Here is a 25,611-nt window from a genome sequence, read left to right as displayed (position 1 = left end):
CCGGGTCTACGATCACACCGTGAAGCCGACATCGCGCACGGTGCGCATCGCCGTCACGGCCTCCCGTACCGGCGCCGACCAGCCGCACCACCCTCACCACCCTCACCACCCGAATGAGTACGAGGTCCTGGACCGGGCCGAGATCGCCGAGGTGCTCGCCCTGTGGCCGCGCGGCGAAGCGCACGACGGCTTCGAGTGCATGTGCCACGGGGACGGCGGGCTCTCGCTGTACGAGGCCGGCGGTGAGCGCATCGGGTCCGCGGCGCCGACCGGTCCGCTCCGGCCCCTGTTCGATCCACTGGACCCCGACGGGATCCCGGCCCGGCACCGGGACCGGTGGGCGGCCGCCGCCCCGGAGGGACTGCGGGAGTACGCCGTCGACTTGGCCCGCGGCGGCGCGCCCGGGCCGCCGCACGGGGTGCCGCCGGCCGTGGTGTTCGGCTGGCTGGGCGCCGTACGGGAGGAACCGCGCGACGCGGCGCGGCTCCTCGCGGAACGGGCTCCCCGGCTGCTGCTGGCCGGGAGGTCCACGGAGGAACTCGCCTGGGCGGTGCGGGAGACGGACCGCACCGGGCTGGAGGGCGCCGTGCGGTTCTTCGCGGGCGAGGAGTTCACCACCCGCCACCCGAAGCGGCGGCGGGTTCCGGACACTGCCCGCGATCTGCTGCTCCGGTACGCCCGCAGCCGCCGCCCCGGGGACCTTCCGGTCCTGGAACGGCGGCTGCTGCGCACGCCCGACGACCGCGTCAGACGGTCTTGATCGCCGGGTCGGAGACGCCCGGGGCGCCCGTCTCCACGTGGCCCGCGAAGCGGCGGAGGAAGGTGGCGTCGGCGTCGGAGACGACGTTCACGTCGTACCAGCGGCCCGTGGTCCCGAGGGCCACCGTGTGCGCGGCGGTGCCGCCGGCCGGGACCCTGATGACCTGCGCGGCGCCGCCGTAGGCGTTGGTCACCGTGAGGTTGACGGCCGCCGTACCGGAGTTGGTGAGGGTCAGGGCCAGGTTGCCGGTGCCGGCGACGTGGCGGGCCGTGACCTCGGGGCCGGTCTTCTTCGCCGGGCCCTTCCAGGTGCGCAGGAAGCCGTTCGGGCCCCACACCGTCAGGTTGATCTGGTTGCCGGTGGAGCTGCTGGTGGACCAGGTGTCCGAGAGGGTCTTGCCCGCCTCGACCGTGTAGGGCCAGGGGCCGTCCGTACGGTTGCCCGAGGTGCTGTGGAAGTGGGCGCCCAGGGTCGGGCCGGAGGAGAAGGTGAGGGTGAACTGGCCCGTGGAGGCGGTGCGGGCGCCGTCCACGTACGGGCTGTAGCCCAGGGCGCGGGTGGGCTTGGAGCCGGCCTCCTGCTTGGGCAGGGTGCCCGTGGCCGGCGGGGTCGGGTGGTAGGACGGGTGGCGGTTCTTGTCCGGCGGGACGTACCCGGCCGTGGAGGGCAGGGCGGCGGGCGCGGCGTCGGCGCGGGTGAAGTCGAAGGCCGAGGTGAGGTCACCGCAGACGGCGCGGCGCCACGGGGAGATGTTGGGCTCCTGCACGCCGAACCGCTTCTCCATGAAGCGGATCACCGAGGTGTGGTCGAAGGTCTCGGAGCAGACGTAGCCGCCCTTGCTCCACGGGGAGACCACGATCATCGGTACGCGCGGGCCGAGGCCGTACGGTCCGGCCGCGTAGCCGCCGCCACCGGCGTACAGGTCCTTGGACACATCGGCCGTGGACAGGCCCCAGGCCGAGGAGGTGGGCGGGTACGGCGGGACCACGTGGTCGAAGAAGCCGTCGTTCTCGTCGTAGGTGATGAAGAGGGCGGTCTTCGCCCACACCGCGGGGTTCGCCGTCAGCGCGTCCAGGACCTGCGAGATGTACCAGGCGCCGAAGTTCGTCGGCCAGTTGGCGTGCTCGCTGAAGGCCTCGGGGGCGGCGATCCAGGAGACGGAGGGCAGCGTGCCGTTCACGACGTCCGCGCGCAGCCGGTCGAAGTAGCCCTCGCCCGCCTTGACGTTCGTGCCGGTGCGCGCCTTCTCGTACAGGGCGCTGCCGGGCTGGGCATTGCGGTAGGTGTTGAAGTACAGCAGCGAGTTGTCGCCGTAGTTGCCGCGGAAGGCGTCGTTGATCCAGCCCCAGGAGCCGGCGGCGTTCAGGCCGTCGCCGATGTCCTGGTAGACCTTCCAGGAGACCCCGGCGGACTCCAGGCGCTCGGGGTACGTCTTCCAGCCGTACCCGGCCTCCTGGTTGCCGAGGACCGGGCCGCCGCCCACTCCGTCGTTGCCCGTGTGACCCGTCCACATGTAGTAGCGGTTCGGGTCCGTGGCGCCGATGAAGGAGCAGTGGTAGGCGTCGCACACGGTGAAGGCGTCGGCGAGGGCGTAGTGGAACGGGATGTCGTTCCGGGTCATGTACGACATGGTGGTGGCCGTCTTCGCCGGGATCCACTTGTCGTACTTGCCGTTGTTGTACGCCTGGTGGCCGCCGGCCCAGTCGTGGTTCAGCCCCTCCAGGAACTGCATCCCGAGGTCCGCGACCTGCGGGTTGAAGGGCAGGACGTCCTTGGTCCCGTTGGACTGGAAGAAGACGGACTTGCCGTTGTCCTGGAGGACGGGGCGCGGGTCGCCGAAGCCCCGGACGCCCTTCATCGCGCCGAAGTAGTGGTCGAAGGACCGGTTCTCCTGCATCAGGACGACGACGTGCTCGATGTCCTGGATCGTGCCGGTGGTGCCCTGCGCCGGGATGGCGGCGGCCCGCGCGATGCTGTCGTTCAGCATCGTGAGGGCAGCGGTGCCGCCGGCGATCTGCAGGAACCTGCGACGGTTGAGTTCTGCCATGGCGTGACGACCTCTGCGGGTGAGGGGGGAGTCGAGGGGCGCCCCAAGGACAGCGGCCCCGGGGTACCGGCCGGGGATCCCCTCGTGACGCGGTGCCGTACACCTGGAGAACGGACGGCGTTCCTCCGCCCGCCGCGGCCGCGCTGGTGGGAGGGTAGGGGAACTCCCCCCGAAACAACAGCCCCTCGCCCGCCCCTCAGCCGCTGACGGCCGCCGGTGCCTGGGCCTTGACGATGAGCCGGTCGAGCAGCGCGAGCAGGGAGGCGCGGACGTCGTCGCGGGAGCGGGCGTCGAGCATGAGGACGGGCGTCAGCGGATCGCGCAGGTGCAGGGCCGCCGCGATCTCCTGCGCGGTGTAGGGCTGTTCGCCGTGGAAGCAGTTCGCGCCGACCACGAACGGCAGTCCGCGGCTCTCGAAGAAGTCGACGGCAGGGAAGCTGCGGTCGAGGCGCCGCGTGTCGACCAGCACGATCGCCCCGAGGGCCCCGTTCAGCAGGTCGTCCCACATGAACCAGAAGCGTTCCTGGCCGGGCGTGCCGAAGAGGTACAGGACGACCCCGGCATCGGTGAGGGTGATCCGGCCGAAGTCCATCGCCACCGTGGTGACCGTCTTGGACTCGATGCCGTCGAGGTCGTCGACCCCGACCCCCGCGGCCGTCAGCCGCTCCTCCGTCCGCAACGGCTCGATCTCGGAGGCCGTCTCCACCAGGGTCGTTTTGCCGACCCCGAACCCGCCGGCGATGAGGATCTTGACCGGGTCGGGTTCCCCGGAGGCGGGCATGTCATATCCGGGCAAGGTTGTCCCTGATTCTCATGAGCAGGTTGACGTCGGTGGTGTCGGTGGCCGCCAGGGGCGGCCGGTGGTCGATCAGCCCGCGGTCGGCGAGTTCCCCGAGGAGCACCGTCATCGGGGTGAGACGGATGTGCATCCGCGCCGCTATCTCGGCGACCGCCCGGCCGCCCGGCGGCGCGCACATGGCGAGGATCTCCTGCCACTCGGTGGGCAGCCCGCCGAGCGCCTCGTCGGCGACCGCCGCCGTGATGGTGGTGTCCATGGTGAGGACGGTCTGCGAAGCGGCCGTACGTCCGTCGGTCAGGGCGTACAGCCGCGTACGGCGGCGGCTCGCGGGCTGCGACTCGTCCTGCGGCATTACGAGGACGGCACCTGACCGCGGTCGGGGGTGCCCAGCCACTCGCCGAGCGCCTGGGCCGTGCGTACGGCCTCGCCGCCCAGCTCGCCGAGGCGGGCCTTGCGGGAGGTCACCACGATGAGCGTGCTGCCCTCCCCGCACCCGACGATGCAGAGGTACCGGTCGTCCATCTCGACGAGCTGGCGGATGACGCCGCCGCCGTCGATCTCCCGCGATATCGCCTTCATCGTGGAGGCGATGCCGGAGGCCGCGGCCGCCATGCGCTCGGCCTGGGGCTGGTCCAGCAGGTAGGCGCTGAGCCGGATGCCGTCGTTGGACAGGAGCACGGCGCCCTGGATGCCCGCGATCCTGCTCAGGTTGTTGTCCAGGACGCTGTATATGGCGTCGTTGGATGCGGTGGTGTTCGATGAGGTGGTCATGGCTGATCCCGTCGGAGCTCTTCTTCCACTGTCTGGGTCCCCTGTTCGTAGTCCGCCCAGGCGTCGGCCACCTCTTCGGGTGTCTCGGTGTCCGGCCGCACGGGTGTTTCCGGCGCGCGGGGCGCGCGCAGCTGGTCTGCGATGTGGGTCTGCGGGACGCGCTCGGGGAGGGCCGGCCGCGCGGGGGCGTCCGCCGGAGCCGGCCGGACCGCGAGGGCGGGCGCGGGAGCGGGCGCCTTCGCACGGCGGCTGGGCAGGCCGGCGCCCGTGAGCAGGAGCGGCTCGGGCTCGGGCTCGGCCACCGGATCGGGCTCGGGCTCGACCGCGGGCTCGGGCGCGGCCAGGGCCCGGGGTGCGGGTTCGCGCCGGGCGGGCTCGCGCGGGGTCTCCGCCTCGGTCGCCAGCAGGAGTTCCCCGGGGAGGACCACCACGGCGCAGGTCCCCCCGTACACCGAGCGGCGCAGGGTCACGGTCGCCCCGAGCTGGTCGGCGAGGTGGCCTACGACGAAGAGGCCGAGCCGGTGCGCGTTCTGTGCCAGGACGGAGTACGGCGGGGCCTGGTGCAGGCGCCCGTTCATCTCCTCGTAGCGCTCGGGGCTCACCCGCGGTCCGCGGTCCTCGATCTCGACCGACAGTCCGTCCGCGACCAGTTCGGCGCGGATGACCACCTTGGCCTTCGGCGGGGAGAAGCGGGTGGCGTTGTCCAGCAGCTCGGCCAGCAGGTGGCTGATCTGGCTGATCGCGCTCGGTTCCACGCTGGTCTCGTCCAGGGCCTGCCGCTCGATGCGCCGGAAGTCCTCGACCTCCGCGGCGGCTTCGCGCAGCAGGTCGGCGACGCGCATGGGCTCGGTGTGCGGGTCGGGGACCTCGCCGCCCGCCAGGATGAGCAGGTTCTCGATCTGCCGCCGCATGCCGACCGTCAGCTGGTCGGACCGCATCAACTGGGCGAGCAGCGCCTCGTCGTGGCCGAAGGTGTCCTGGAGGTCCTCGGTGAGGCTCAGCTGACGGCTGACCAGGTTTCCGGTGCGCGAGGCGATGCCCGAGGCGAACAGGCCGAACCCGTGGCGTTCGGCGGCGAGCTGCCGGTGCCCGTCGACCGACACGGCGACGGCCCGGGCGAACGCGTCGCTGATGCGTCCGACCTCGTCCCGGTCCCCGCTCACGGCCGGCAGGGCCGCCGGGTCCACGCTCTGTCCGCGCTGGAGGCGGGCGACGACGTCGGGAAGGGTCTCCTCGGCCACGGTCACCGTGCGCACGTGCAGCTCGTGCAGCCGGCGGAGCACCGACCGGGTGGTGAACACGACGACGATCACAACGGCCAGCAGTCCGCCGCCGCTTCCCCCGATCAGCCAGGCGACCTCGGTCTGCAGCTCCGCGGCCTTGGCCTCGCCGCGGGCGAGCACCGAGCGCGCCAGGTCGATGTTGAGCGTGGTCATCTGCACGGAGAAGTTGGCGTGCGCGGAGGACCAGCCGGCGACCTCGGCGGGCACCCTGATGCCCGAGACGGTGTCCTTGTGCCCGGAGAGGACCGCGTTCTCGATGCGCGTCTTCGTCTGCCAGTCCGCGGAGCCGATGACCCGCTCGTAGAACCGCTCGTCCCCCTCCGCGAGGTGCGGCACGATCAACGCCTCGTGCAGGTACCGCTGGGCGCCCAGGGAACTGACGAACTGGTCGTAGCCGACGAAGGTCAGCTCCCCGGAGGGCCCGGCCAGGGCCAGGACGGTGTCCTCGCGCGCCACCATCTCGGTGGCCTGGAGCATCGCCACCACGGGCCGGCTCGCCTGCGCGAGTTCGGCGTCCTCCGCGTGGCTGAACTCCTGCTGGTACACCTGGATGACCTTGCCGATCACCTCGGAGTAGTAGGCGAGCGTGCTGTCGGCGGCGCCGCTGCGGGTGTCCGCGCGCTGGCGGTACGCGGGCAGTTTGTCGAGCTGCCGGGTCACTTCCGCGAAGGACCTCGACGGATCGTCGGCCAGTCGGCGGAACTCGGCGGCGGCCAGGTCCGTTGCCGCGCGCCGGGCGCGCAGTTCGCCCTCGGCCCCGTCGTTGCCCGCCCACTGGGCGGCGGTCGCCGTCCGCTCCGCCTGCATGTCGACCATGAGCGTGTAGAGCGGGGCGCCGATCCGCTCGGCGGCCTCCACGTCGGCCCGCAGCTGTTCCGACTGGGCCAGCAACCGCTGTGCGGTCACGGTGACCTGAGTGCCCATCGCCAGGGTGGGGACGACCGCCAGCCAGATGAGCAGGGTGCGCAGGCGCACGTTGCGCCACCGACGCGTCGTCGACTGCCCTCGTACGCCTTCGGGTTCTATGGGAGACATCGGTCCTCGGGAGCGGGGGCGGCAGGGGGATGTCGGGGGTTGCCGAGCAGCCGGACGGCACGGTCCTGGGGAGGGGACGGCCACAACCGGTCCGGCCGCGGCGGGATGTGAGGGTGCCGATCATAACCAGACACATGGAGAAAACGGATAGGTGTCTTCACTGGCCAACCGTGCTATCGCCGTTGGATCACCGCAGGCCAGAGACCGGATCGGAATCGAACTGCGATGTCCTCGACACCTGGGCGGACCCGTTCCGGCCAGCCGCGCGAGCGCCCGCCCGCCGCGGGCGGACCGGCAACCGGAACCCGTGGACGCGCGCGGGCCCCCACCGGCCCGCATACGGGGTCGGTGGGGGCCCGCCGGGGTCCCGCGGTGTCAGCCCTCGTCGGAGGAGGGGGTCAGGCGCAGGGAGATGCTGTTGATGCAGTACCGCTGGTCGGTGGGGGTGGGGTACCCCTCGCCCTCGAAGACGTGGCCCAGGTGGGAGCCGCACTTCGCGCAGCGGACCTCGGTACGGACCATGCCGTGCGAGGTGTCGGCGATCAGCTCGACCGCGTCGGTGTCCTTCGGGTCGAAGAAGGACGGCCAGCCGCAGTGCGACTCGAACTTCTCCGAGGAGCGGAACAGCTCGGCCCCGCAGCCGCGACAGGAGTAGACGCCCTTCGTCTTGGTGTCGGTGTACTCACCGCGGAAGGCCGGCTCGGTGCCCGCGAGGCGCAGCACCTGGTACTCGGACGGGGTCAGCTCCGCCTGCCACTGCTCGTCCGTCTTCTCTACCTCGTAGGACATGACTCTCCCGCTCCCTCGTACCTTCAGCTCGACAGCCGGGCGAGGATGGCCGGACCGAGGTCCGTGACGTCTCCCGCGCCCATGGTGAGAACGAGATCGCCGGGCTTGGCCATTCCCGCGATGACGTCGGCGACGGCCGCCTTGTCGTGCTCGGCGGTGACGTCGGCGCCCGCGGACCGGGCGGCCGCGATGATCAGCTCGCTGGTGATGCCGGGGATCGGGTCCTCGCGGGCCGGGTAGATGTCCAGGACCACCGAGGCGTCGGCCAGGGCCAGCGCCCGGCCCATCTCCTTGCCCAGCTCCTGGGTGCGGGAGAAGAGGTGCGGCTGGAAGACGACCAGGATCCGGGAGTCCCCGGCGGCTCCGCGGATGGCCTCCAGGTCGGCGGTCATCTCGGTGGGGTGGTGCGCGTAGGAGTCGATGACCTGAACGCCGGCGGCCTCGCCCTTGAGCTGGAGGCGGCGCTTGACGCCGGTGTACTTGCCGAGGGCGGAGGCCAGGTTGTGCGCCGGGACGCCGAGGGCCACGCCGGCGGCGAGGGCGGCGACGGCGTTGTGCGCGTAGTGGCGGCCGGGCACGGAGACGGTGAAGGTGAGCATCCGGCCGTCGAGGACCACGGTGACCTCGCTGGTCAGGCCGCGCGGGGTGATCTTGGTGATCCGGACGTCGGCGTCCTCCTCCTCGCCGTACGTGACGACGGTGAGGCCCTCCCGGCCCGCGACGCGGCGGGCGATCTCGGCGGCGCCCTCCTGGCCGTGGGCGACGACGAGGGTGCCGCCGGGCACGACCTTGCCGACGAAGGTCTCGAAGGACTCGTAGATCTCCTCGATCGACGCGTAGTTCGCGTGGTGGTCGAGCTCCGCGTTGAGGATGATCGCGACCTGCGGGCTGTACTTGTGGAAGGTGCGGTCGCTTTCGTCCGCCTCGGCCACGAAGATGTCGCCCTCGCCGTGGTGGGCGTTGGAGCCGGGGGCGTCCAGGTCGCCGCCGATGGCGTAGGAGGGGTCCAGGCCCAGGGCCGAGAGGGAGACCGCCAGCATCGAGGTGGTGGTGGTCTTGCCGTGCGTGCCGGCGACGGCGATCGGGCGCAGCCCGTCCATCAGGGCGGCGAGCGCGTCGGAGCGGTGCACGACGGGGATGCCGAGCTCGGCGGCGCGGGCCAGCTCCGGGTTGTCGGCGCGGATGGCGCTGGAGACGACCACGCAGGTGGAGTCGGCGGCGAGGTGGCCGGCCGCGTGTCCGACGTGGACCGTGGCGCCGTGGGCGCGCAGGGCCTGGGCGGTCTCGGAGTCGCGGGAGTCGCTGCCGGCGACCTGCGCGCCGCGCTGGGCCAGGATCTTCGCGATGCCGGACATCCCGGCGCCGCCGATGCCGATGAAGTGGGGCCGTTCCATGGCGGTCGGCAGGCCGGGCTTCATTCAGGTCGCTCCAGGATCGAGGGGTGGTGCTGTCGAGCTCTGACGGGCCAAGCCTATTCGTTGTGGGCGAAGAGCTTGAGCACCGGAACGCCGACCTTGTGCCGGGCCCGGGAGGCCCAGTCCCGGTGGAAGAACTCCTCCACGAAGTGCGGGGCGGTCAGGACGATCACCTCGTCGGCGCCGATCTCGTCCACGACCGCCTTCAGCTTGTCGAGCGGGTGGTCCCCGATGATCTGCCCGGTGGCGTTGGCGCCCTTTTGCCGCAGGGCGTTCAGGGAGTGCGCGAGGGCGTGCGCCGCCGGGCCCTGGGCGGCTTCGCCCTCGGGTTCGTCGCCCTCGTGGATGGCCTCGGGGAGCTCACCGAGCGCGACGTCGTCGATGGCGCGCAGCAGTCGGTCCTGGTCGCCCCGGGGTCGCATGAGGACGATGAAGGAGACCGGGTCGTCCCCGTGCAGGGTGGTGACGAAGTCCACGTCCACCGTGGTCAGCGGCTGCTCGATCATCAATACGCTCGTGAACACGGACGCCCTCTCCTTCATGGGCCGAGGCCGGCTGGCCGGCCCCTGCGGAAACCATCCTGCCCCGCTGTCGCACGGGGCCTTGCGCAGACATGTCTGCCCAGTTATGTGCCCAGCGGAAGCAAAGCGGAACGCCAAATTCCGCCCCTTGTCAGATCCGACGGTAGCTCGTGAAGAGGAACCCGGCCTCTTCCAGCACGGAGGCGGGCGCGAGCCGGTGCGGAACCGTGACGGAGGGTCCCCCGGCGATCCGCTGGGCGTCACCGGCCACGAGCATCGGCGAGATCGTCAGGCACAGCTCGTCCAGGGCGTCGGCGGCCACGAACTGGCCCAGCAGCCGGGGTCCGCCCTCGGTGAGCTGGCGGCGCAGCCCCCGCCCGGCCAGCTCCCGTACCGCGCGGGCCGGGTCCACGGCCGCGCCGTCGCCGGCCACCACGACCTCGGCCCCCGCCTTGACCGCCTCGGCCACCCGGTCGGCGGGCGCGGCGGCCCCGGTGACCACCAGGGTGGGCACCAGCGGGGAGGTGAACAGGGGGAGCGAGAAGTCCAGGTCCATGCGCGCGGTGACCACGGCGATCGCGGGGGCGGGGCCCTGTCCGGCGGCCGCCCGGCGGGCGGCGAAGGCCTCCCGGGCCCGGGCCGGACGGTAGCCCTCCTGGCGAACCGTTTCCGCCCCGACGACCACCACATCGGCCAGCGCCCGCAGGGTGCCGAAGATCCTCATGTCGGTCTCGCCGGAGATCGGCTGCGAGCGGCCGTCGTGCTGGGCCGCCCCGTCCAGGGTGGAGACCATGTTCGCCCGCAGCCAGTGCCCGTCCGGCCCCAAGGCGGGGTACGCGTAGGCGTCCGCGAGCTCGTCGAGCGACCACTCCCGGTCGGCCCGGTCCCGCGGCGAGGCTGGTGTCTGATCGGTCACAGGGAACAGGCGTCGCATCCGGGCAGTGTGCCACGCCCCGTAGAGTTAAGGGCTGTGTCGACATCACTCTCCACCTCCGGTTACACCTCCGGCCGGCCGCCGATAGCCGACGCGGGACCCCAGGCCCTGTGTGCGCGCGAGCCGCGGGTGCCCGCCGAACGGCTGGTGGCCGAGATGGTGCCGCCGCCGCGCTTCGACTCGGTCCGCTTCGACACGTACAACCCGGACCCGACCCAGCCGAGCCAGTCCGAGGCCGTCACCGTGCTCAGCGGCTTCGCCGCCGGTCTGGGCGGGGCGCACGCGAGCGGCGCCGGCAAGAGGCGCTGGTTCTCCAAGAAGCCCGCGGCCCCCTCCGGCCCGCGCGGGGTCTACCTCGACGGCGGGTACGGCGTCGGCAAGACCCACCTGCTCGCCTCCCTGTGGCACGCCACCCCCGCCGAGCCCGCGCTCAAGGCCTTCGGCACCTTCGTGGAGCTGACCAACCTGGTCGGCGCGCTCGGCTTCCAGCAGACCGTGCAGACCCTGGGCGGCCACCGGCTGCTGTGCATCGACGAGTTCGAGCTGGACGACCCGGGCGACACCGTGCTGGTGTCCTCGCTGCTCAGCCGCCTCGTCGAGCAGGGCGTGGCCCTGGCCGCCACCTCCAACACGCTGCCCGGCAAGCTGGGCGAGGGCCGCTTCGCCGCCGCGGACTTCCTGCGCGAGATCCAGGGGTTGTCGGCGCACTTCCGGCCGCTGCGGATCGACGGCCAGGACTACCGCCACCGCGGCCTGCCGGAGGCTCCCGCCCCGTTCTCCGACGAGCAGGTCGCCAAGGCCGCGTACGCGACCGACGGCGCGAGCCTGGACGACTTCCCCGGCCTGCTGGAGCACCTGGCCCGGGTGCACCCCAGCCGGTACGGCGCGCTGACCGACGGGATCACGGTCGTCTGCCTGACCGACGTGGGCCCGGTGCCCGACCAGTCGACGGCGCTGCGGCTGGTGGTACTGGCCGACCGGCTGTACGACCGCGAGATCCCGGTCCTGGCCTCCGGGGTCCCCTTCGACCGGCTCTTCAGCGAAGAGATGCTGAACGGCGGCTATCGGAAGAAGTACTTCCGCGCCATTTCGCGGCTCACCGCGCTGGCGCGCGACGCGAAACCCCTGGTGTCCCAGTAGGTTTGGGGATGCCGGACGCCCTCACCGGTGTCCGGCCGTTTCCACTTCTGCGAAGGGATCACCCATGGCCACCACGCGTCACGCGCACACCGTCTGGGAAGGCAACCTGCTCAAGGGCTCAGGCGTCGTCACCCTCGACTCCTCCGGCCAGGGCTCGTTCGACGTCTCCTGGCCCTCCCGCGCCGAGGCCGCGAACGGAAAGACCAGCCCGGAGGAGCTGATCGCGGCCGCGCACTCCAGCTGCTACTCGATGGCCCTCTCGCACGGTCTGGACGGCGCCGGGACCCCTCCCACCCGGTTGGAGACCAAGGCGGACGTGACCTTCCAGCCGGGCGAGGGCATCACCGGCATCCACCTGACCGTGCGCGCCGAGGTCCCCGGACTGGACGCCGAGGGCTTCGCCGCGGCCGCCGAGGACGCCAAGAAGAACTGCCCGGTCAGCCAGGCCCTGACGGGTACGACGATCACCCTGAGCGCCGAGCTCGTCTGACGCTCCCGCTCCGGCGGGACGCGATCGGGAGCGTGGGCCGCGGCTGCGGCCCGCGCCCCCGTCAGGCGTTCGCCAGCTGCGGGATCAGCCGCAGCGCGTTGCCGTGGTAGATGCCCTGCAGCTGCTCCGGCGTGAAGGCCGGGTCCGCTTCGAGGGCGGGCAACGCCAGCTCCGTGACCGTATCGGCGGGGGCGGCGGGCCAGTCCGTGCCGAAGAGGACGTGATCGGCCGGCACGTGCTCCAGCAGGGTCGCCGCGGGCGCCATGGGGCCCGCCGTGTCGTAGTAGAAGCGGCTCAGGTGATCGCGGACGGCGGCCGGTTCCACGCGCGGTTCGCAGAACCGTCCGAGGGCCTCCAGGCGCGTGGCGATGTACGGGAGGAAGCCGCCGGCGTGCGGCAGGACGACGGAGATGTCCGGGAAGCGGTCCAACGTCCGCCTGCTGATCATGTTCACGGCGGCCCGCGTGGTGTCCAGCAGGAAGTCGCACATGAAGTTCGGAATGCCGGGGACGCTCGACGCGCCGGGCGGGCAGCCGGGCAGGTTGTGCGGGTGGGTGTCCACCACGGCGGAGAACTCGTTCAGCTCGTGGAACAGCCTGTCATAGGCGGGATCCCCGAGGTAGACGCCCCCGTAGTTGGCCGTCACGTTCACGCCGACGGCGCCGAGCTGACCGAGGCCGCGGCGCACGGCCCACGACGAGGCCTCCGGGTCGTCCAGGAACAGGGGCACGTAGTACGAGAACCTGCCCGGATGCGAGGCCGCCACCTCGATCATCGACTGCAGCGTGATGTTGACGGCCTCGCGCAGCTGCGCGGACGAGCGGTAGCGCGCCGGCAGCATCGGCTTGAGGACGGCGGTCGTGATGCCCGCCCCGTCCATGAAGCGGATCGCGTCCGCGATGCCGAGCCGCGTCCACGGGGGCAGCTGTTCCTGCGTGATCAGCCCGTGGTGCACGGCCCACTCGCGCCATTGCGGCGCGCAGTAGTGGTGATGCATGTCGATCTTCGAATGGACCGCGCGCGCCGCGTCCGGGCCCGGCGCGGAGGGGCCCCGCCCGACGCGGATGACCTCACTGGTGCCCACCGCGGCGATGCGCAGTTCGTCCGCCGGCGTGCCCAGGAGGCGCAGCGCGGGAGTACTCACGGAATCCGTCATGCCGATCCACCGCCCATCGGGTCTGGGTTACTTTCCGGAGGCCACGGAGGCCAGGGTCGGCTCGCCGGGATCCCCGTCCGGGCGCGAGGGCTCCAGGACGATCCGGAGGTGTTCGAGTCCCCGGAACGCCGCCACCGGCCCCTTGAGCCACGCCCCCTTGGTCTCCTCCGCGTCCGCGAGCTCCATGTCCGGGAACTCCCGCAGGAGGCAGGCGAACGCGATCTCGAGTTCGAGCCGCGCCAGCGGCGCCCCCAGGCAGTAGTGGGTGCCGTGTCCGAAGCCCAGGTGCGTCCCCTGGAGTCCCTCCCGCGTCACGTCCAGTTCGTCCGGGGAGTCGAACTTCTCGGGGTCCCGGTTGGCCGAGGAGATCGCGATCTGCACCAGGGAGCCCTCGGGGATCAGCGTGTCCCGGATCCGGGCGTCCTGCGCCGCGTACCGGAAGGTCGACGTCTCCACCGAACCCTCGAAGCGCAGCATCTCCTCGACCGCCCGCGGGATCAGCCGGGGGTCCTCGCGGAGCTTCGCCGCCTGGTCGGGGCGGAGCAGCAGGTTGAGCACGGAGTTCCCGATCTGGTAGGCGGTGGTCTTGTGGCCGGCGAAGAACAGCACCCACAGCGACGCGACCAGTTCGGGGTCCTCCAGCCGTTCCTCCGCCTGGAGGAGGTCGCTGAGGAAGGAGTCCGAGGGGTGCGCGCGGGTGTCGGAGATGAGCCGCTCCAGCCGGTGCTGCAGCCGCTCCTCGGCCGCCTTCAGCTCCGCCCGCCTGCTCGGATCGAACCGGGAGCGCGTCACCACGGCGAACTGCTCCAGGATCTCCGGGCGGTCCTCCTGCGGGATGCCCATCAGTTCGCACAGGACCGCGATGGGCAGCGGGAACGCGAACGCGGCCATCAGGTCGACCGTGCCGGCCTTCCGGCACTCGGCGAGGATGCCCTCGGCGATCTCGGTGATCCGTGGGCGCATCTCCTCCACCCGCCGGGGGGTGAAGGCGCTGCGCAGGATGCGGCGCAGCCGTGTGTGGCGGGGCGGGTCCGAGAAGAGCACGTTGTCGTCGAGCGCGTCGAAGAAGCTGCCGTACACGGCGTGGTAGGTGTCGATGGCGCCGCGCATGTTCTTGCTGAAGCGCGGGTCCGACAGCGCGTCGCGGGCGTCGTCGTGGCGCGTGATGAGGTACGTGTCGACCCCGTGCGGCGGAGTCAGCAGGCACACCGGGGCCTGTTCGCGCAGGGCGGCGTACATCGGGTGGGGGCATTGCCGGTACTCCGGCGCGCCCCTGGACACGGCCGAGACGATGTCCCGCAGCTCTCCGCCGCCGTTCGGTGCCGCATCCTGCTGCGCCATGTTCCGCACCCTCCGTCGCACTCGCTCGCACTCGCCTTCTGCGGACACACCGGTTCCCCGTGCGGGTGCGTCGCGAAACGGCGCCGTTCCCGTTCGAGTGAGGGCCGCGGGGCCGGGCACGGGGTCGTCCGCGTACGGGGTCCGGCCGGCCCTCAGCCGATCGGCGGTCCGCCGTCCGGGGCCGCATGTGTGGCGGGCGCGACGGCCCGGGGAAGGGGTAGGGGGTCTCTTGCCAGCCCGTCGCAAGGAGCCCGCGCATGGCCCGCAGTCTCGCCCTGGCCCTCACCGCAGTCGCCTCGCTCGCCGTGACGGCCGTCGCCGCCGCCCCCGCCTCGTCCGGCGCCCCGCCCCGTCCCGGCGCCGGCGCCGACGGTGGCACCGGGCGGGCCGTGGCCGACCGGGCCCTCGTGTACAAGGCGACCGCCAGGTACCAGGTGCACGCCAACGGGGTGGCGGCCGGCTACAAGCCCGACAAGTACTGCGTCGTCGACAAGGCGGGGGGTACGGGCGCGCTCGGCTACCCGCACTTCAACCACGCGTACGACAACTCCCTCGACCCGGCGAAGCCCGCCGCGCTGTACTACGAGGACGACGGGCGCGGCGGCAAGCGCCTCGTCGGGGTCCAGTGGCTGGTCTACGACCGCGACCAGAAGCTGACCACGGACGACGACCGCCCCACGCTGTTCGGCGTCCCCTTCAAGGGCCCCAAGCCCGGCAACTTCCCCGGCCAGCCGGTCCACTACGCCCTGCAGCTGTGGCTCTGGAAGGACAACCCCGGCGGCCTGTTCCAGACCTTCAACCCGGCGGTGACCTGCCTTCCGGGCACCACCCGCCCCTGACACCGTCCCCGGCGCGCCCCCGACGCCGCCCCGGCGTCCTTCCTGGACACTGCTGCCGAACACCGCTGCCGCACACCGCCCGGAGCCGCCGATGTCCGTCACCCGACGCAGCCTGCTCGCCGCCGGCGCGATCGCCTTCAGCGGGACGCTCGGCGCGCTGTTCGCCGGCGGCTCCCCCGCCGCCCTGGCCGCCCGCGCCGGGCGCGGGTACGGGCCGTTGCTCCCCGACCCGCGCGGGCTGCTCGACCTGCCCGCGGGGTTCGGCTACCGGGTGCTCTCGCGGGCGGGCGGTCCGCTGCGCTCCGGCGAGGGCACCGTCCCGGCCAACTGCGACGGCATGGCCGCCTTCGACGCAGGCGGCGGCCGCGTGCGGCTGGTCCGCAACCACGAGAACCGCACCACCGCCGCCCTGCGCGTCCCCGCCGTCCCGGGGCTGACGTACGACCCCGGGGCCCTGGGGGGCTGCACGGCCCTGGAGATCGACGCGGCCGGGACGGTCACCGGCGAGCGGGTCGCCCTCGCCGGCACCGCCGTCAACTGCGCGGGCGGCCGCACCCCCTGGAACACCTGGCTGAGCTGCGAGGAGACCGAGGACCGCGCGGGCACCTCCGGCTACGCCGAGGACCACGGCTACGTCTTCGAGGTGGACCCCGCCGACCCGCACCGCTCGGGCGCGGTCCCGCTCACCGCGATGGGCCGCTTCGCGCACGAGGCCGTCGCCGTGGACCCGTACCGCGGGGTCGTCTACGAGACCGAGGACGCCTTCGTCAAGCCGTTCGGGCTGTTCTACCGCTTCCTGCCCGCGCGGCCGCTCGGGGGGCTCGGCTCGCTGCGGGCGGGAGGCGCCCTGGAGGCCCTGCGCGTACCGGGGATCGCGGACCTCGCCGCGGTGGACGAGCCCGGGGCGGAGTTCCCGGTGGAGTGGGTGCCCGTACCGGACCCGTCGGCGGCCTCGACCCCGATCCGGCTCCAGGACTTCGGGCCGGGCGGGACCACCCACGCGCAGAAGCTGGAGGGCTGCTACTGGGGCGGCGACGGCGTCCACTTCGTGTCCAGCTTCGCCCGCACGGGCGAAGGCGCGTCGGCCGACCACCACGGACAGGTGTGGTTCTACGATCCGCGCCGGGCCCGGCTGCGGCTGGACGTGCTCTTCGGGCCGGCCGCCGACATCGCGCTGCCCGGGGACTCCCCCGACAACATCTGCCTGGCGCCGGACGGCGGCCTGATGGTGTGCGAGGACGGCGGCGGCGCCCAGTACGTCTTCGGCGTGACGGCGGGCGGCGAGGTCTATCCGGTGGCCCGCAACGCCCAGGACATCGGGCAGCCGGGGGCCCCGGAGTGGGGGGAGTTCGCCGGGGTCACCTTCTCCCCCGACGGGCGGACGATGTACGTCAACGCCTACACCCCGGGCACCACCTTCGCGGTGACGGGCCCCTGGCACCGCTGACCGGGGGCCCTGCGGGCAAGTGGGAGTGCCGCAGACGGCTACTTGTCACACAGTCATATAGTTTGCGTGCGTGACCATTTCTGTGCGCAAGGTGGCGGCCTCGGCCGCTCTCAGTGCCGCCCTCACCGCTTCGCTCGCGGGATGCGGGGGCGGCTCCGGCACCACGGACGCCGGCCGCGAAGCCCGCATGGGCACGCCGGCGGCCTCCGCCCCCGCGGCCTCCGCCCCCGGCGCCCCGGCCGCTTCCCAGAGCCCCTCCCCCAACGCCCCGCAGGCCGGTGCCCCCGCCAAGCCGCCGACCCTGGCCCCCGGCCCGAACGGCCTGACCCCGGTCTTCGAGCGGGCGAAGCAGCACACCGACAAGACCGTGGCGCTGACCTTCGACGCCGACATGACCTCCGACCAGGGGCCGCGCGCCGCGGACGGCGAACACTTCGACAACCCGCAGCTGATCTCGACCCTGCGCACGCTCAAGGTGCCGTCGACGATCTTCATGACGGGCCGCTGGGCCGAGGAGTACCCGGACCAGGCGAAGGCCATCGGCACCGACCCGAACTTCGAGATCGCCAACCACTCGTACAGCCACCACGCCTTCAAGTCCCCCTGCTACGGACTGCCGGCGCTCGACGGCGCCGCCGCCCGCGCCGACGTGGACCGGGCCTTCGCCGCCTTCCGGAAGGCAGGGGCCGTCAACACCGTCCCGTACTTCCGCTTCCCCGGCGGCTGCTACGACGACCAGGCACTGCGGGCCCTGTCCACGGCCCAGGTCACGGCCGTCCAGTGGGACGTGGTCAGCGGGGACGCCTTCGCGAAGGACCCCGACGCGGTGGCCGAACAGGTCCTCAACGGGGTGAAGCCCGGCTCGGTGGTGGTCATGCACTGCACGCGCAGCGCCGCCCCGGTCACCGAGGAGGCCATCGGGAAGATCGTCCCGGAGCTGCGCAAGCGCGGCTACCGCTTCGTGAAGGTCTCCGAGCTCATCGGGAAGTGACCGGGCCCGTCAGCCGGAACAGGCGGTGCGCTGCGCGTCCTGCCACTCGCACACCGGGCAGAGCACCACACCCGGTGTCGCGACCCCGTACTCGGTGGGCTTGCCGCACTCCAGGCAGTCCGCGTACGGCGGCCCGTCCACCCGCCCGGCCGGGGCGGCGGGGGCGGGGCAGTACGACGGGGTCTCGTACGACGGGGTCTCGTCCGACCGGTTCATGCCTACGAGCTTATCGGCGGACGGCTCGCGGACAAGTGCCGCCCGAGCACTGGTAGGAAAGTTTCCTTCCTGTTAGTGTCCCGGGCGGCGGCTTGGCGCGGTGCCCACCCCCACGGGCATGACGCGCTCAGTGAGAGCTCTGACCCGGCCGCCGTGGCGCCGTTCCCTGCCCGCGGGCGGGTGCGGCGCCCCGCGCCAGTGTCCAGCTCTCGCCGCCCCTCAAGGCAGGGAGTTACAGGTATGCACCTGAACGCCTCCGCTCGCCCCCCTCTGTTACGCGGCAGACTTCGCCCCCTCCTCCTCACCGCCCTCACCGGCCTCGCCGCACTCACGCTCGTCGGCGGGCTCCTCCTGGCCTGGCCCGGACGGGCCGGGGCCGCCGCCGACCCCCTCATATCCCGCGGGAAGCCCGCCACCGCCTCCTCAACGGAGTCCTCCTCGCTGGGCGCGAAGAACGCCTTCGACGGCGACCCGGCCACCCGCTGGGCCAGCGCCGAGGGCAAGGACCCGCAGTGGATCCGGGTCGACCTCGGCGCCGGGGCCACCGTCTCGCGGGTACGGCTCACCTGGGAGGCGGCCCACGCCAAGGCGTACCGCGTCGAGGTCTCCGCCGACGGCGCCGCCTGGACCGCGCTCGCCACCGAGACCGCCGGCAACGGCGGCGTCGACGACTGGACCGGCCTGTCCGGCAAGGGCCGCTACCTGCGCGTCCAGGGCACCGCGCGCGCCACCTCGTACGGCTACTCGCTCTTCGAGGCCGAGGTGTACGGCACCGTCGGGGGCGGGCCTCCTCCGGGCGGCTCCTTCACGGTCGTCGCCGCCGGTGACATCGCCGCGCAGTGCACGGCTTCGGACAGCGGCTGCGCGCACCCCAAGACGGCCGCGCTCGCCCAGCGGATCGACCCGAAGTTCTACCTGACGATGGGCGACAACCAGTACGACGACGCCCGGCTCTCCGACTACCGCGCCTACTACGACAAGAGCTGGGGCGCCTTCAAGGCCCGGACCCGGCCGGTGCCGGGCAACCACGAGACGTACGACCCGGCCGGCCCGCTCGCCGGGTACAAGTCGTACTTCGGCAGCATCGCCTTCCCGCAGGGCAAGAGCTACTACAGCTTCGACGAGGGCAACTGGCACTTCGTCGCCCTCGACTCCAACTCCTTCGACCAGGCCGCCCAGCTCAACTGGCTGAAGGCCGACCTCGCCGCCAACGCGAGGCCGTGCGTCGCCGCCTACTGGCACCACCCGCTGTACTCCTCCGGCGGGCACGGCAACGACCCCGTCTCCAAGCCGGTCTGGAAGATCCTCTACGCCGCCGGGGCCGACCTGGTCCTGAACGGGCACGACCACCACTACGAGCGGTTCGCCCCGCAGGACCCCGAGGGCCGGGCGACCGCCGACGGGATCGTGGAGATCGTCGGCGGGATGGGCGGCGCCGAGCCCTACCCGATCGAGGAGGTCCAGCCCAACAGCCAGAAGCGGATCAGCGGACCGTACGGCGTGGTGAAGCTGGACTTCACCGACTCCGGCTACGGGTGGACCTACGTGGCCACCGACGGCCAGGTCAAGGACACGAGCCCGAAGTACAGCTGCCACTGATGTACCTGGCCGCCAACGGCCGCCCGGACGCGCCGCCCCGCCCCCCGGGGGCCGGGCGGCGCGTCCCCGCCGCCGTCCTCGCGCTCGGCGCGGTCAGCCTCGTCACCGACATCTCCTCGGAGATGGTCACGGCGGTACTGCCGCTCTACCTCGTCCTGGGCCTGGGCCTGACCCCCCTGCAGTTCGGCTTCCTGGACGGCATGTTCAACGGGGCCACCGCCCTCGTGCGCCTGCTCGGCGGGCGGCTCGCCGACCGGCGCGGCCACCACAAGCGGGTCGCCGGCGCCGGCTACCTGCTCTCCGCGCTCTCCCGGCTCGGACTGCTCCTCGCCGGGGGCGCCACGGGCGCGATCGCCGCCGCGCTCGCCGCCGACCGGCTGGGCAAGGGCATCCGTACGGCCCCGCGCGACGCCCTGATCTCGCTCAGCGGGCCCCCGGAGAGCCTCGGCCGGTCCTTCGGCGTGCACCGCGCCATGGACACCACGGGCGCCCTGCTCGGGCCGCTCGCCGCGTTCGCCGTGCTGTGGGCGACCGCCGACGCCTACGACGCGGTGTTCGCCGTCAGTTTCTGCACCGGCCTGCTCGGCGTGCTGCTGCTCGTCGTGTACGTCCCGGCGGCGCCCGGGCCGGCCGCCGCTCCCCCGCCGAAGGCCCTCCCGCTCCGGCGCCCGGTCCTGCGCGACCCGGCGTTCCGCCGGGTGCTCTGGGCCTCGGCCCTGCTCGGCGCCACCACCATCGGCGACGCCTTCCTCTACCTGCTGCTCCTGCGCGGACTCGACCTGCCGCCCGCCCTGTTCACACTGCTGCCGCTCGGGGCCGCCGCCGTCTACCTGCTGCTCGCCGTCCCCGCGGGCCGGATCGCCGACCGGACCGGGCGCCGGACGGCCTTCCTGCTCGGACACTGCGCCCTGCTCGGCGCGTACGCCCTGCTGCTCACCCCGCTCTCCCCGCCGACCGTCGTGGGGGTGCTCGTCCTGCTGGGGATCTTCTACGCGGCCACCGACGGGGTCCTGATGGCGCTCGCGGCTCCCGCGCTGCCCGCGGCCGGCCGGGCGGGCGGGCTCGCGGTGCTGCAGACCGGCCAGGCGCTGGCCCGGCTGCTGGGCGCCGCCGGCTTCGGCGCGGCCTGGACCCTCTGGGGGCAGCGGCCCGCCCTGTGGGCGGCCGCCCTCGCGCTGGCCGGGGCGCTCGCGGCCGCCTCGCGCATCCTGCCCGCCGCTCCCCCGACCGCCCCGACCACCCCGGAGGTCCCGTGAATCCGCCGTCCCGCCGGCTGCGCCTCGCCCTCGTCGTCACCGCGGTGCTGCTGCTGGCGGGCGGCTCGCTGGGCTACGTCCTGCACGCACGGCACCGCGAACGGCCGCCCGGGCAGCGGGCCGACGCCTCCTTCACCGTCGAGGAGCCGGGCCTCTACTTCCGGGACTCGGCCGGCGGGCGGATCGCGCGCCAGGGCGGCCCCGGCCTGCCACGGGTGACCGGCGGCCCGTCCTGCGACCGCTTCCACACCGCCGGCGACCATGCCCTGTGCCTGCGCAAGCTGCCCGGCGTCCCGGCCCGCACCGAGGCCCTCGTACTCGACCGGCGCATGCGGGAGGTCCGCTCGGTGACCGTGCCCGGCATCCCGAACCGGGCCCGTGTCTCACCCTCGGGCCAGGTCGCGTCCTGGACCACGTTCACGACGGGCGACTCCTACAACACCGCCGCGTTCTCCACCCGGACGGCGATCCTGGACCTGCGCACCGGCTATCTGATCAAGTCGATCGAGCAGATCCCGCTGACCCTCGGCGGGGCCCGCCACCACGACTCCGACGTCAACTACTGGGGCGTGACCTTCGCCGCCGACGACAACCGCTTCTACGCCACCGTCTCCACCCGGGGCGCCACCCACCTCGTCGAGGGAGACCTGCGCGCCTGGTCCGCGAAGGCGCTGCGGGAGAACGCCGAATGCCCCTCGCTGTCACCGGACGGCACCCGCGTCGCCTTCAAGAAGAAGGTCTCCGACGACCCCCGGGCACCGTGGCGGCTGTACGTCCTCGACCTCGCGACGATGCGCGAGCACCCGTCGGCCGAGCCGCACAGCGTCGACGACCAGGCCGCCTGGCTGGACGACGCGACCCTGGCCTACGCCCTGCCGGGACAGGACGGCCGGGCGAGCGACATCTGGTCGGCCCGGGCGGACGGCACGGGCGAGCCCCGCCTGCTCGTCCCGGGCGGTTCGTCACCCGCAGACGTGGGCTGAGGGGGTGCCTTGCCGGCTGTCGGCAAGACACCCCCTCAGAGCCCTGGCTTACTTGACGGGGGTGTTCGGGAGCAGCGAGAACCCGGTGCCGCAAGCTGCCACGATGGTCGACGGCGCGAAAGGCGTGTTGTCGCTGGTGCACACGGCCTGGTGCTGCTCCCCGTCCTGGGTCAGCAGCGTGATGTAGAGGAGACCCGGGTTCCGCTCGGTGACCGAGGTCGCGGTGCCGATGACGCACGTCGGCGCGTTGTCGAGAACGCCGAGGTTGACCCACACGCCCGGGTTCCGGCTGTCGTTGAGGAACGCGTGTCCTTGCGCGTCACTCGCGACACGGAAGATCACGCCGTCCGGGAAGTTGATGAAGTCCGGAGCAGCAGAGCTGACGTCGCGTGCGCCGCACTTCTTGCCCACCGCCATGGAACTGCTGGGATCCGCGGTGCTCCCCGGGCCGTTGTCGGCGACCGCGGACGGGGCAATGAGCGCCCCGAGCAGGACCGCTCCCGATACGACCGACATGCCCCGCGCAGCCCAAGCCAGCTTCCTCATGTGCGTCCTTTCCTGGAGGGGAGGCCCCCCGTGACATGCACGGAGCGGCCTTTCTACGGGAAGGGGCATCCCCGCTCACGGACGGATAATCACTGAAGGTCACATATCATCACTCTTCGGAACGGTCGAAGGCCTCGAATGGCGGCGACGGGTCACCCATCCGCCCGGCGGCCGCCCATGGGCCTCCACGAGACGCCGGCCTAGGTCCGGCGCGCGGCGACCAGGCAGGCCGTCGTGCCCGCCCCGGCGGCCAGCAGCATCGCCCCCGCGAGAGCCGTGAGCGGCAGCGGTACGGAGCCCGAGCGCGCCCCCGCGACCAGGGCGGACAGCGCACCGTGGGCCGGGGAGGGCGCGAGGACCAGGGCCAGCAGGGAGCCGAGGGCCGCGGCCAGGACCCCGTAGCCGCGCCGCCGCACCAGCGGCCTGCTGCACAGCGCCCCCACGGCGGCGCCGGTCAGCGCGCACACCGCCACAGCCAGGCCGCCGGCGAGGGCGGTCCGGGCGGGGCCGAACCCGCCCGGGTCACAGAGCAGCAGCGCCACGGCCGCGCCCGCCGCGCCGCTGAGCAGCGCTCCGGCCAGCGCGGTGAGCAGGGCCGCCGCGTGCACCCGTACCGGACCGGACGCGGCGGCCGCGACGTCGCGGGCCGCGGCGGGCTCGTTGGTGACGCAGATCCGGACGAGCCAGGCCGTCAGCGGGACCAGGCCGGCGGCCGCGTAGCCGAGGGAGTCGAGCACCGGGTCGCCCGGCCGGATCCCGACGGCCACGAAGGCGGCGTACAGGGCGAAGGGGGCGAGCCACCACTGGGAGCGCAGCAACAGGGCGCCCTGGTAGCGGAGCAGAGCGGTCACGGCAGTTCCTCCACGGCGCGGACGTGCCAGGGCGGCCGGGCGGCGAGCAGGACGCGCAGGACGTCGTCGGAGCGGGCGGCGGCCACGGTCAGCACCACGGCGCCGTCGGGGTCCGGACGCCCGTCGAGCCCCGGCGGCAGCGGGCCGCCGGGCGGTCCGGCGGCCCGGATCCGTACGCGGGGCCCGGCCGTCCCGGAATGGGAAACAGGGGCGGGGACGGGGACGGGGACCAGCGCGGTCCCCTCGACCCGGTGGTGCGCGTCGGGCGTGCCGGCGAGCCGGCGGGGATCGTGGTCGACGAACACCACGGTGGCTCCGGCGGCGGTCCGTTCGGCGACGGCGAGGTCCAGCTCGGCGCGGGCCGCGGCGTCCAGCCCGGTCCACGCTTCGTCGAGGACCAGGAGCTCCGGCTCGGCGAGCAGGGCCTGGGCGACGGCCACCTTCTGGCTGGTCCCCTTGGACAGTTCGGCCATCGGGGTGCGGGCGTGCCCTTCGGCCCCGAACCGCTCCAGCCAGTGCGCCGCCCGCCGGGCCGCCGCGGCCCGCCCGAGCCCGTGCACCCGGCCCAGGTGGGTCAGGTAGGAAGCGGCCGTGAGCGGCAGCGCCGCCGGGAAGCGCTCGGGTACGTAGGCGGTGCGGCGCGGGCGGCCGTCGACGCGCCCCTCGGTCGGGGTGTCGATCCCGGCGACGAGCCGCAGCAGGGTGGACTTGCCGCCGCCGTTGCCGCCCTCGATACGGACCAGCGTGCCGGGCGGCAGCTCCAGCGAGACCCCGCGCAGCACCCAGGGCCGGCGTGCTCCGTAACGCCGGCCCACACCGGTGAGGTTCAGTGCCCCGCCGCCGTCTCGGTGACCTCGCTCGGGCGGACGATGACGAAGCCCTCGCCGCGCAGCATCAGCTGGACGGCCTCGCCGGAGCCGCCGCGGATCATCGAGCCGACCGACTGCGAGCGGTGCAGGCCGGTTTCCAGCTGGGCGCTCCAGCCGACGACCGCGTCCGTGTCGACGTAGACCGGGGCCTGGGCGGTGACCGGGATGATGATCGGGTGTCCGTCGCAGATCACGGCGAGCTTGCCGGTGCCGGTGAAGACGCTGTTGAAGAGGCCGCCGCCGGTCATGCCGGCGCCCTTCACCATCTTGATCTCGTAGGAGAGGGTCGGGTCGAAGCAGAGCACGTTGCGGCCGTTGACGGTGAGGGCGTCGCCCGGCTCGAAGTCGATGATGAAGCAGTTGGCCGCCTGGTGGGCGAACCAGGCCTCGCCCTGGCCCCGTACGGACATGAGCGCCAGGCCCTCGCCCGTCACGGCGCGCTTGAGCATGCCGCCTATGCCCTGGCCCTTGCGCTCGAACTGGAGGTTGCCGCGGAAGGCGACCATCGAGCCCTGGCGGGCCAGCATTTCACCGTTGACGTTGTACTTGACGGACTTGGCGTTCTGCAGGCTCATGCCAGGGGTGACGGCGGCCTGGGCCAGGTTCTCGGACGCGAAAAGATCACTCTTCATGCCGCCGATCCTCACCCGCGGCGAGCACCCGGGGCATCCTCCTTGAGGTGGAGCCTGGCATCCTTGGCGGGATGAGCAGCCAGCACACGAACGACACCACCGACGTGCCCGCGGTCGGCGCGGACAGCCCCTTCCGGCAGGAGCACGCCCTGCGCGACGAGGCCCCGCAGTTCGTCCTGCCGCTGGTGGTCCGGATCGAGAAGGCCGAGCCGCCGGCCCGGACCGACGCCCTGGAGACGGCGGCCCGCGCGGTGCTGGTCCTGCTCACCGACGAGCGGTCGCAGGGCGAGGGCGAGTGGGCCGAGGCGGTCCGCGACTGGCAGGACGCGCGGATCCGCAAGGTGGTCCGGCGCGCCCGCGGGGCGGAGTGGCGCAAGGCGCAGACCCTGCCGGGTGTCACGGTGCACGGTGACACCTCGGAGGTACGGGTCTTCCCGCCGGTGCCCCTGGACGGCTGGCCCAAGGAGCTCGCGAAGCTCCAGGTGTCGGGTACCGATCTGGACGACCCGGAGCCGGTGGCCGCGGTCGAGGACCCGGAGCTGCCGGTGCTGTGGCTCAACCCCGGCCTCGACATGTCGGCCGGCAAGGCGATGGCCCAGGCCGGGCACGCCGCGCAGCTGGCGTGGTGGGAGCTGACCGGTGCGGAGCGCGCCGCCTGGCGGGAGTCCGGTTTCCGGCTGGCCGTACGGACGGCCCCGCGCGAGCGGTGGGCGGAACTGGGCGGGAGCGGGCTGCCGGTGGTCCGCGACGCCGGGTTCACGGAGATCGCGCCGGGCAGTGCGACGGTGGTCGCCGACCATCCGGCGCTGCGCGCCCGGCTCTGACGGCGCCGCCCCGGGGACCCTGCGGGTGCGCGGGAACCTCAAATGTTGCTCTGAACGTCCCCTGCTGCGGTTGGCTC

26 protein-coding genes are annotated in these 25,611 nt (G+C 73.0%); 10 read left to right on the top strand and 16 right to left on the bottom strand.

Going from position 1 to position 25,611, the window contains the following annotated elements:
• Positions 1-19: 19 nt before the first annotated feature.
• Complete coding sequence (locus tag AB0D29_RS23380) at positions 20-760, top strand: hypothetical protein (RefSeq protein WP_362856758.1); 741 nt, start codon at positions 20-22, stop codon at positions 758-760.
• Here AB0D29_RS23380 and AB0D29_RS23375 read toward each other — a convergent pair.
• The 9 genes from AB0D29_RS23375 to AB0D29_RS23335 form a co-directional block, all read right to left on the bottom strand.
• The gene (locus tag AB0D29_RS23375) at positions 747-2,807 is read right to left on the bottom strand and encodes a phosphocholine-specific phospholipase C (RefSeq protein ID WP_362856756.1); all 2,061 of its coding nucleotides are present in this window, start codon (positions 2,805-2,807) and stop codon (positions 747-749) included. The genes AB0D29_RS23380 and AB0D29_RS23375 overlap by 14 nt on opposite strands.
• 196 nt (positions 2,808-3,003) lie before the next feature.
• Positions 3,004-3,588, bottom strand: coding sequence for an ATP/GTP-binding protein (locus AB0D29_RS23370; protein WP_362856755.1), 585 nt, complete (start codon positions 3,586-3,588; stop codon positions 3,004-3,006).
• 1 nt (position 3,589) lies between these two features.
• Positions 3,590-3,958, bottom strand: a complete 369-nt coding sequence (locus AB0D29_RS23365; RefSeq protein WP_362856753.1) for a DUF742 domain-containing protein — start codon at positions 3,956-3,958, stop codon at positions 3,590-3,592.
• Positions 3,958-4,377: a roadblock/LC7 domain-containing protein gene (locus AB0D29_RS23360; RefSeq protein ID WP_362856751.1), complete on the bottom strand. Its 420-nt coding sequence runs from the start codon at positions 4,375-4,377 to the stop codon at positions 3,958-3,960. Before AB0D29_RS23360 ends, AB0D29_RS23365 begins: the two co-directional genes overlap by 1 nt.
• Positions 4,374-6,695 (bottom strand): nitrate- and nitrite sensing domain-containing protein, encoded by a 2,322-nt coding sequence (locus tag AB0D29_RS23355; RefSeq protein WP_362856749.1) that lies wholly within the window; start codon positions 6,693-6,695, stop codon positions 4,374-4,376. The genes AB0D29_RS23360 and AB0D29_RS23355 overlap by 4 nt, the downstream gene beginning before the upstream one ends.
• A 375-nt stretch (positions 6,696-7,070) precedes the next feature.
• On the bottom strand, positions 7,071-7,484 hold the full coding sequence (gene msrB / locus AB0D29_RS23350; RefSeq protein WP_362856748.1) for a peptide-methionine (R)-S-oxide reductase MsrB: 414 nt from the start codon (positions 7,482-7,484) through the stop codon (positions 7,071-7,073).
• A gap of 23 nt (positions 7,485-7,507) precedes the next feature.
• Positions 7,508-8,902 carry a UDP-N-acetylmuramate--L-alanine ligase gene (murC, locus tag AB0D29_RS23345; RefSeq protein WP_362856747.1) on the bottom strand — a complete coding sequence of 465 codons (1,395 nt, stop codon included), beginning with the start codon at positions 8,900-8,902 and terminating at the stop codon, positions 7,508-7,510.
• Positions 8,903-8,955: 53 nt separating this feature from the next.
• Complete coding sequence (locus AB0D29_RS23340) at positions 8,956-9,423, bottom strand: indole-3-glycerol phosphate synthase (protein ID WP_362856745.1); 468 nt, start codon at positions 9,421-9,423, stop codon at positions 8,956-8,958.
• Positions 9,424-9,571: 148 nt separating this feature from the next.
• The gene (locus AB0D29_RS23335; protein WP_362856743.1) at positions 9,572-10,354 is read right to left on the bottom strand and encodes a pyrimidine reductase family protein; all 783 of its coding nucleotides are present in this window, start codon (positions 10,352-10,354) and stop codon (positions 9,572-9,574) included.
• A gap of 36 nt (positions 10,355-10,390) precedes the next feature.
• Between AB0D29_RS23335 and zapE the strand changes: the two genes are divergently transcribed.
• Both zapE and AB0D29_RS23325 read left to right on the top strand, forming a co-directional pair.
• Positions 10,391-11,494: a cell division protein ZapE gene (zapE, locus tag AB0D29_RS23330; RefSeq protein ID WP_362856742.1), complete on the top strand. Its 1,104-nt coding sequence runs from the start codon at positions 10,391-10,393 to the stop codon at positions 11,492-11,494.
• 64 nt (positions 11,495-11,558) lie between these two features.
• Positions 11,559-11,984: an OsmC family protein gene (locus AB0D29_RS23325; RefSeq protein WP_362856740.1), complete on the top strand. Its 426-nt coding sequence runs from the start codon at positions 11,559-11,561 to the stop codon at positions 11,982-11,984.
• 61 nt (positions 11,985-12,045) lie between these two features.
• On the opposite strand, the gene AB0D29_RS23320 is transcribed toward AB0D29_RS23325, so the two are convergent.
• Both AB0D29_RS23320 and AB0D29_RS23315 read right to left on the bottom strand, forming a co-directional pair.
• Positions 12,046-13,140: an amidohydrolase family protein gene (locus AB0D29_RS23320; protein WP_362856738.1), complete on the bottom strand. Its 1,095-nt coding sequence runs from the start codon at positions 13,138-13,140 to the stop codon at positions 12,046-12,048.
• A gap of 27 nt (positions 13,141-13,167) precedes the next feature.
• Positions 13,168-14,481: a cytochrome P450 gene (locus AB0D29_RS23315; RefSeq protein WP_362856737.1), complete on the bottom strand. Its 1,314-nt coding sequence runs from the start codon at positions 14,479-14,481 to the stop codon at positions 13,168-13,170.
• Between the two features lie 257 nt (positions 14,482-14,738).
• Here AB0D29_RS23315 and AB0D29_RS23310 point away from each other — a divergent pair, with 257 nt between their 5' ends.
• The 3 genes from AB0D29_RS23310 to AB0D29_RS23300 all read left to right on the top strand — a co-directional run bounded on the left by AB0D29_RS23310 (position 14,739) and on the right by AB0D29_RS23300 (position 17,758).
• Positions 14,739-15,320: a hypothetical protein gene (locus AB0D29_RS23310; protein WP_362856735.1), complete on the top strand. Its 582-nt coding sequence runs from the start codon at positions 14,739-14,741 to the stop codon at positions 15,318-15,320.
• A gap of 91 nt (positions 15,321-15,411) precedes the next feature.
• Positions 15,412-16,767, top strand: a complete 1,356-nt coding sequence (locus tag AB0D29_RS23305) for an alkaline phosphatase PhoX (RefSeq protein ID WP_362856734.1) — start codon at positions 15,412-15,414, stop codon at positions 16,765-16,767.
• 70 nt (positions 16,768-16,837) lie between these two features.
• Positions 16,838-17,758, top strand: a complete 921-nt coding sequence (locus AB0D29_RS23300) for a polysaccharide deacetylase family protein (protein WP_362856732.1) — start codon at positions 16,838-16,840, stop codon at positions 17,756-17,758.
• Positions 17,759-17,767: 9 nt separating this feature from the next.
• On the opposite strand, the gene AB0D29_RS23295 is transcribed toward AB0D29_RS23300, so the two are convergent.
• Positions 17,768-17,974, bottom strand: coding sequence for a hypothetical protein (locus AB0D29_RS23295; RefSeq protein WP_362856730.1), 207 nt, complete (start codon positions 17,972-17,974; stop codon positions 17,768-17,770).
• Positions 17,975-18,214: 240 nt separating this feature from the next.
• Between AB0D29_RS23295 and AB0D29_RS23290 the strand changes: the two genes are divergently transcribed.
• From AB0D29_RS23290 to AB0D29_RS23280, 3 genes are read left to right on the top strand one after another with little or no spacing between them, the layout of a single operon-like run.
• Complete coding sequence (locus AB0D29_RS23290; RefSeq protein ID WP_362856728.1) at positions 18,215-19,573, top strand: discoidin domain-containing protein; 1,359 nt, start codon at positions 18,215-18,217, stop codon at positions 19,571-19,573.
• Entirely contained in the window at positions 19,573-20,829 is a 1,257-nt protein-coding gene (locus tag AB0D29_RS23285) for an MFS transporter (RefSeq protein WP_362856727.1), read from the top strand. Before AB0D29_RS23290 ends, AB0D29_RS23285 begins: the two co-directional genes overlap by 1 nt.
• The gene (locus tag AB0D29_RS23280; RefSeq protein WP_362856725.1) at positions 20,826-21,812 is read left to right on the top strand and encodes a hypothetical protein; all 987 of its coding nucleotides are present in this window, start codon (positions 20,826-20,828) and stop codon (positions 21,810-21,812) included. Before AB0D29_RS23285 ends, AB0D29_RS23280 begins: the two co-directional genes overlap by 4 nt.
• A 48-nt stretch (positions 21,813-21,860) precedes the next feature.
• On the opposite strand, the gene AB0D29_RS23275 is transcribed toward AB0D29_RS23280, so the two are convergent.
• The 4 genes from AB0D29_RS23275 to AB0D29_RS23260 all read right to left on the bottom strand — a co-directional run bounded on the left by AB0D29_RS23275 (position 21,861) and on the right by AB0D29_RS23260 (position 24,710).
• Positions 21,861-22,358 carry a hypothetical protein gene (locus AB0D29_RS23275; RefSeq protein ID WP_362856723.1) on the bottom strand — a complete coding sequence of 166 codons (498 nt, stop codon included), beginning with the start codon at positions 22,356-22,358 and terminating at the stop codon, positions 21,861-21,863.
• A 200-nt stretch (positions 22,359-22,558) separates the two neighbouring features.
• On the bottom strand, positions 22,559-23,209 hold the full coding sequence (locus AB0D29_RS23270; RefSeq protein WP_362856722.1) for an ABC transporter: 651 nt from the start codon (positions 23,207-23,209) through the stop codon (positions 22,559-22,561).
• Positions 23,206-24,039, bottom strand: coding sequence for an ABC transporter ATP-binding protein (locus tag AB0D29_RS23265; protein WP_362856803.1), 834 nt, complete (start codon positions 24,037-24,039; stop codon positions 23,206-23,208). Before AB0D29_RS23265 ends, AB0D29_RS23270 begins: the two co-directional genes overlap by 4 nt.
• Positions 24,036-24,710: an AIM24 family protein gene (locus AB0D29_RS23260; RefSeq protein ID WP_362856720.1), complete on the bottom strand. Its 675-nt coding sequence runs from the start codon at positions 24,708-24,710 to the stop codon at positions 24,036-24,038. The genes AB0D29_RS23265 and AB0D29_RS23260 overlap by 4 nt, the downstream gene beginning before the upstream one ends.
• Before the next feature lie 71 nt (positions 24,711-24,781).
• Between AB0D29_RS23260 and AB0D29_RS23255 the strand changes: the two genes are divergently transcribed.
• The gene (locus AB0D29_RS23255; RefSeq protein WP_362856719.1) at positions 24,782-25,534 is read left to right on the top strand and encodes an aminoacyl-tRNA hydrolase; all 753 of its coding nucleotides are present in this window, start codon (positions 24,782-24,784) and stop codon (positions 25,532-25,534) included.
• Positions 25,535-25,611: the final 77 nt, after the last annotated feature.

Source organism: Streptomyces sp. NPDC048424 (assembly GCF_040651555.1).
Lineage (GTDB): Bacteria > Actinomycetota > Actinomycetes > Streptomycetales > Streptomycetaceae > Streptomyces.
This window is presented reverse-complemented; position numbering and strand designations above follow the sequence as displayed.

What these genes read in the sequence shown, in the direction of transcription:
- AB0D29_RS23285 (WP_362856727.1), top strand. Translation starts at nt 19,573, where the DNA reads ATGTACCTGGCCGCCAACGGCCGCCCGGACGCGCCGCCCCGCCCCCCG.
- AB0D29_RS23370 (WP_362856755.1), bottom strand. Translation starts at nt 3,588, where the DNA reads ATGCCCGCCTCCGGGGAACCCGACCCGGTCAAGATCCTCATCGCCGGC.
- AB0D29_RS23375 (WP_362856756.1), bottom strand. Translation starts at nt 2,807, where the DNA reads ATGGCAGAACTCAACCGTCGCAGGTTCCTGCAGATCGCCGGCGGCACC.
- AB0D29_RS23315 (WP_362856737.1), bottom strand. Translation starts at nt 14,481, where the DNA reads ATGGCGCAGCAGGATGCGGCACCGAACGGCGGCGGAGAGCTGCGGGAC.
- AB0D29_RS23305 (WP_362856734.1), top strand. Translation starts at nt 15,412, where the DNA reads ATGTCCGTCACCCGACGCAGCCTGCTCGCCGCCGGCGCGATCGCCTTC.
- AB0D29_RS23260 (WP_362856720.1), bottom strand. Translation starts at nt 24,710, where the DNA reads ATGAAGAGTGATCTTTTCGCGTCCGAGAACCTGGCCCAGGCCGCCGTC.
- msrB (WP_362856748.1), bottom strand. Translation starts at nt 7,484, where the DNA reads ATGTCCTACGAGGTAGAGAAGACGGACGAGCAGTGGCAGGCGGAGCTG.
- AB0D29_RS23255 (WP_362856719.1), top strand. Translation starts at nt 24,782, where the DNA reads ATGAGCAGCCAGCACACGAACGACACCACCGACGTGCCCGCGGTCGGC.
- AB0D29_RS23360 (WP_362856751.1), bottom strand. Translation starts at nt 4,377, where the DNA reads ATGACCACCTCATCGAACACCACCGCATCCAACGACGCCATATACAGC.
- AB0D29_RS23365 (WP_362856753.1), bottom strand. Translation starts at nt 3,958, where the DNA reads ATGCCGCAGGACGAGTCGCAGCCCGCGAGCCGCCGCCGTACGCGGCTG.
- murC (WP_362856747.1), bottom strand. Translation starts at nt 8,902, where the DNA reads ATGAAGCCCGGCCTGCCGACCGCCATGGAACGGCCCCACTTCATCGGC.
- AB0D29_RS23275 (WP_362856723.1), bottom strand. Translation starts at nt 22,358, where the DNA reads ATGAGGAAGCTGGCTTGGGCTGCGCGGGGCATGTCGGTCGTATCGGGA.
- AB0D29_RS23290 (WP_362856728.1), top strand. Translation starts at nt 18,215, where the DNA reads ATGCACCTGAACGCCTCCGCTCGCCCCCCTCTGTTACGCGGCAGACTT.
- AB0D29_RS23355 (WP_362856749.1), bottom strand. Translation starts at nt 6,695, where the DNA reads ATGTCTCCCATAGAACCCGAAGGCGTACGAGGGCAGTCGACGACGCGT.
- AB0D29_RS23310 (WP_362856735.1), top strand. Translation starts at nt 14,739, where the DNA reads ATGGCCCGCAGTCTCGCCCTGGCCCTCACCGCAGTCGCCTCGCTCGCC.
- AB0D29_RS23320 (WP_362856738.1), bottom strand. Translation starts at nt 13,140, where the DNA reads ATGACGGATTCCGTGAGTACTCCCGCGCTGCGCCTCCTGGGCACGCCG.
- AB0D29_RS23325 (WP_362856740.1), top strand. Translation starts at nt 11,559, where the DNA reads ATGGCCACCACGCGTCACGCGCACACCGTCTGGGAAGGCAACCTGCTC.
- AB0D29_RS23335 (WP_362856743.1), bottom strand. Translation starts at nt 10,354, where the DNA reads ATGCGACGCCTGTTCCCTGTGACCGATCAGACACCAGCCTCGCCGCGG.
- AB0D29_RS23295 (WP_362856730.1), bottom strand. Translation starts at nt 17,974, where the DNA reads ATGAACCGGTCGGACGAGACCCCGTCGTACGAGACCCCGTCGTACTGC.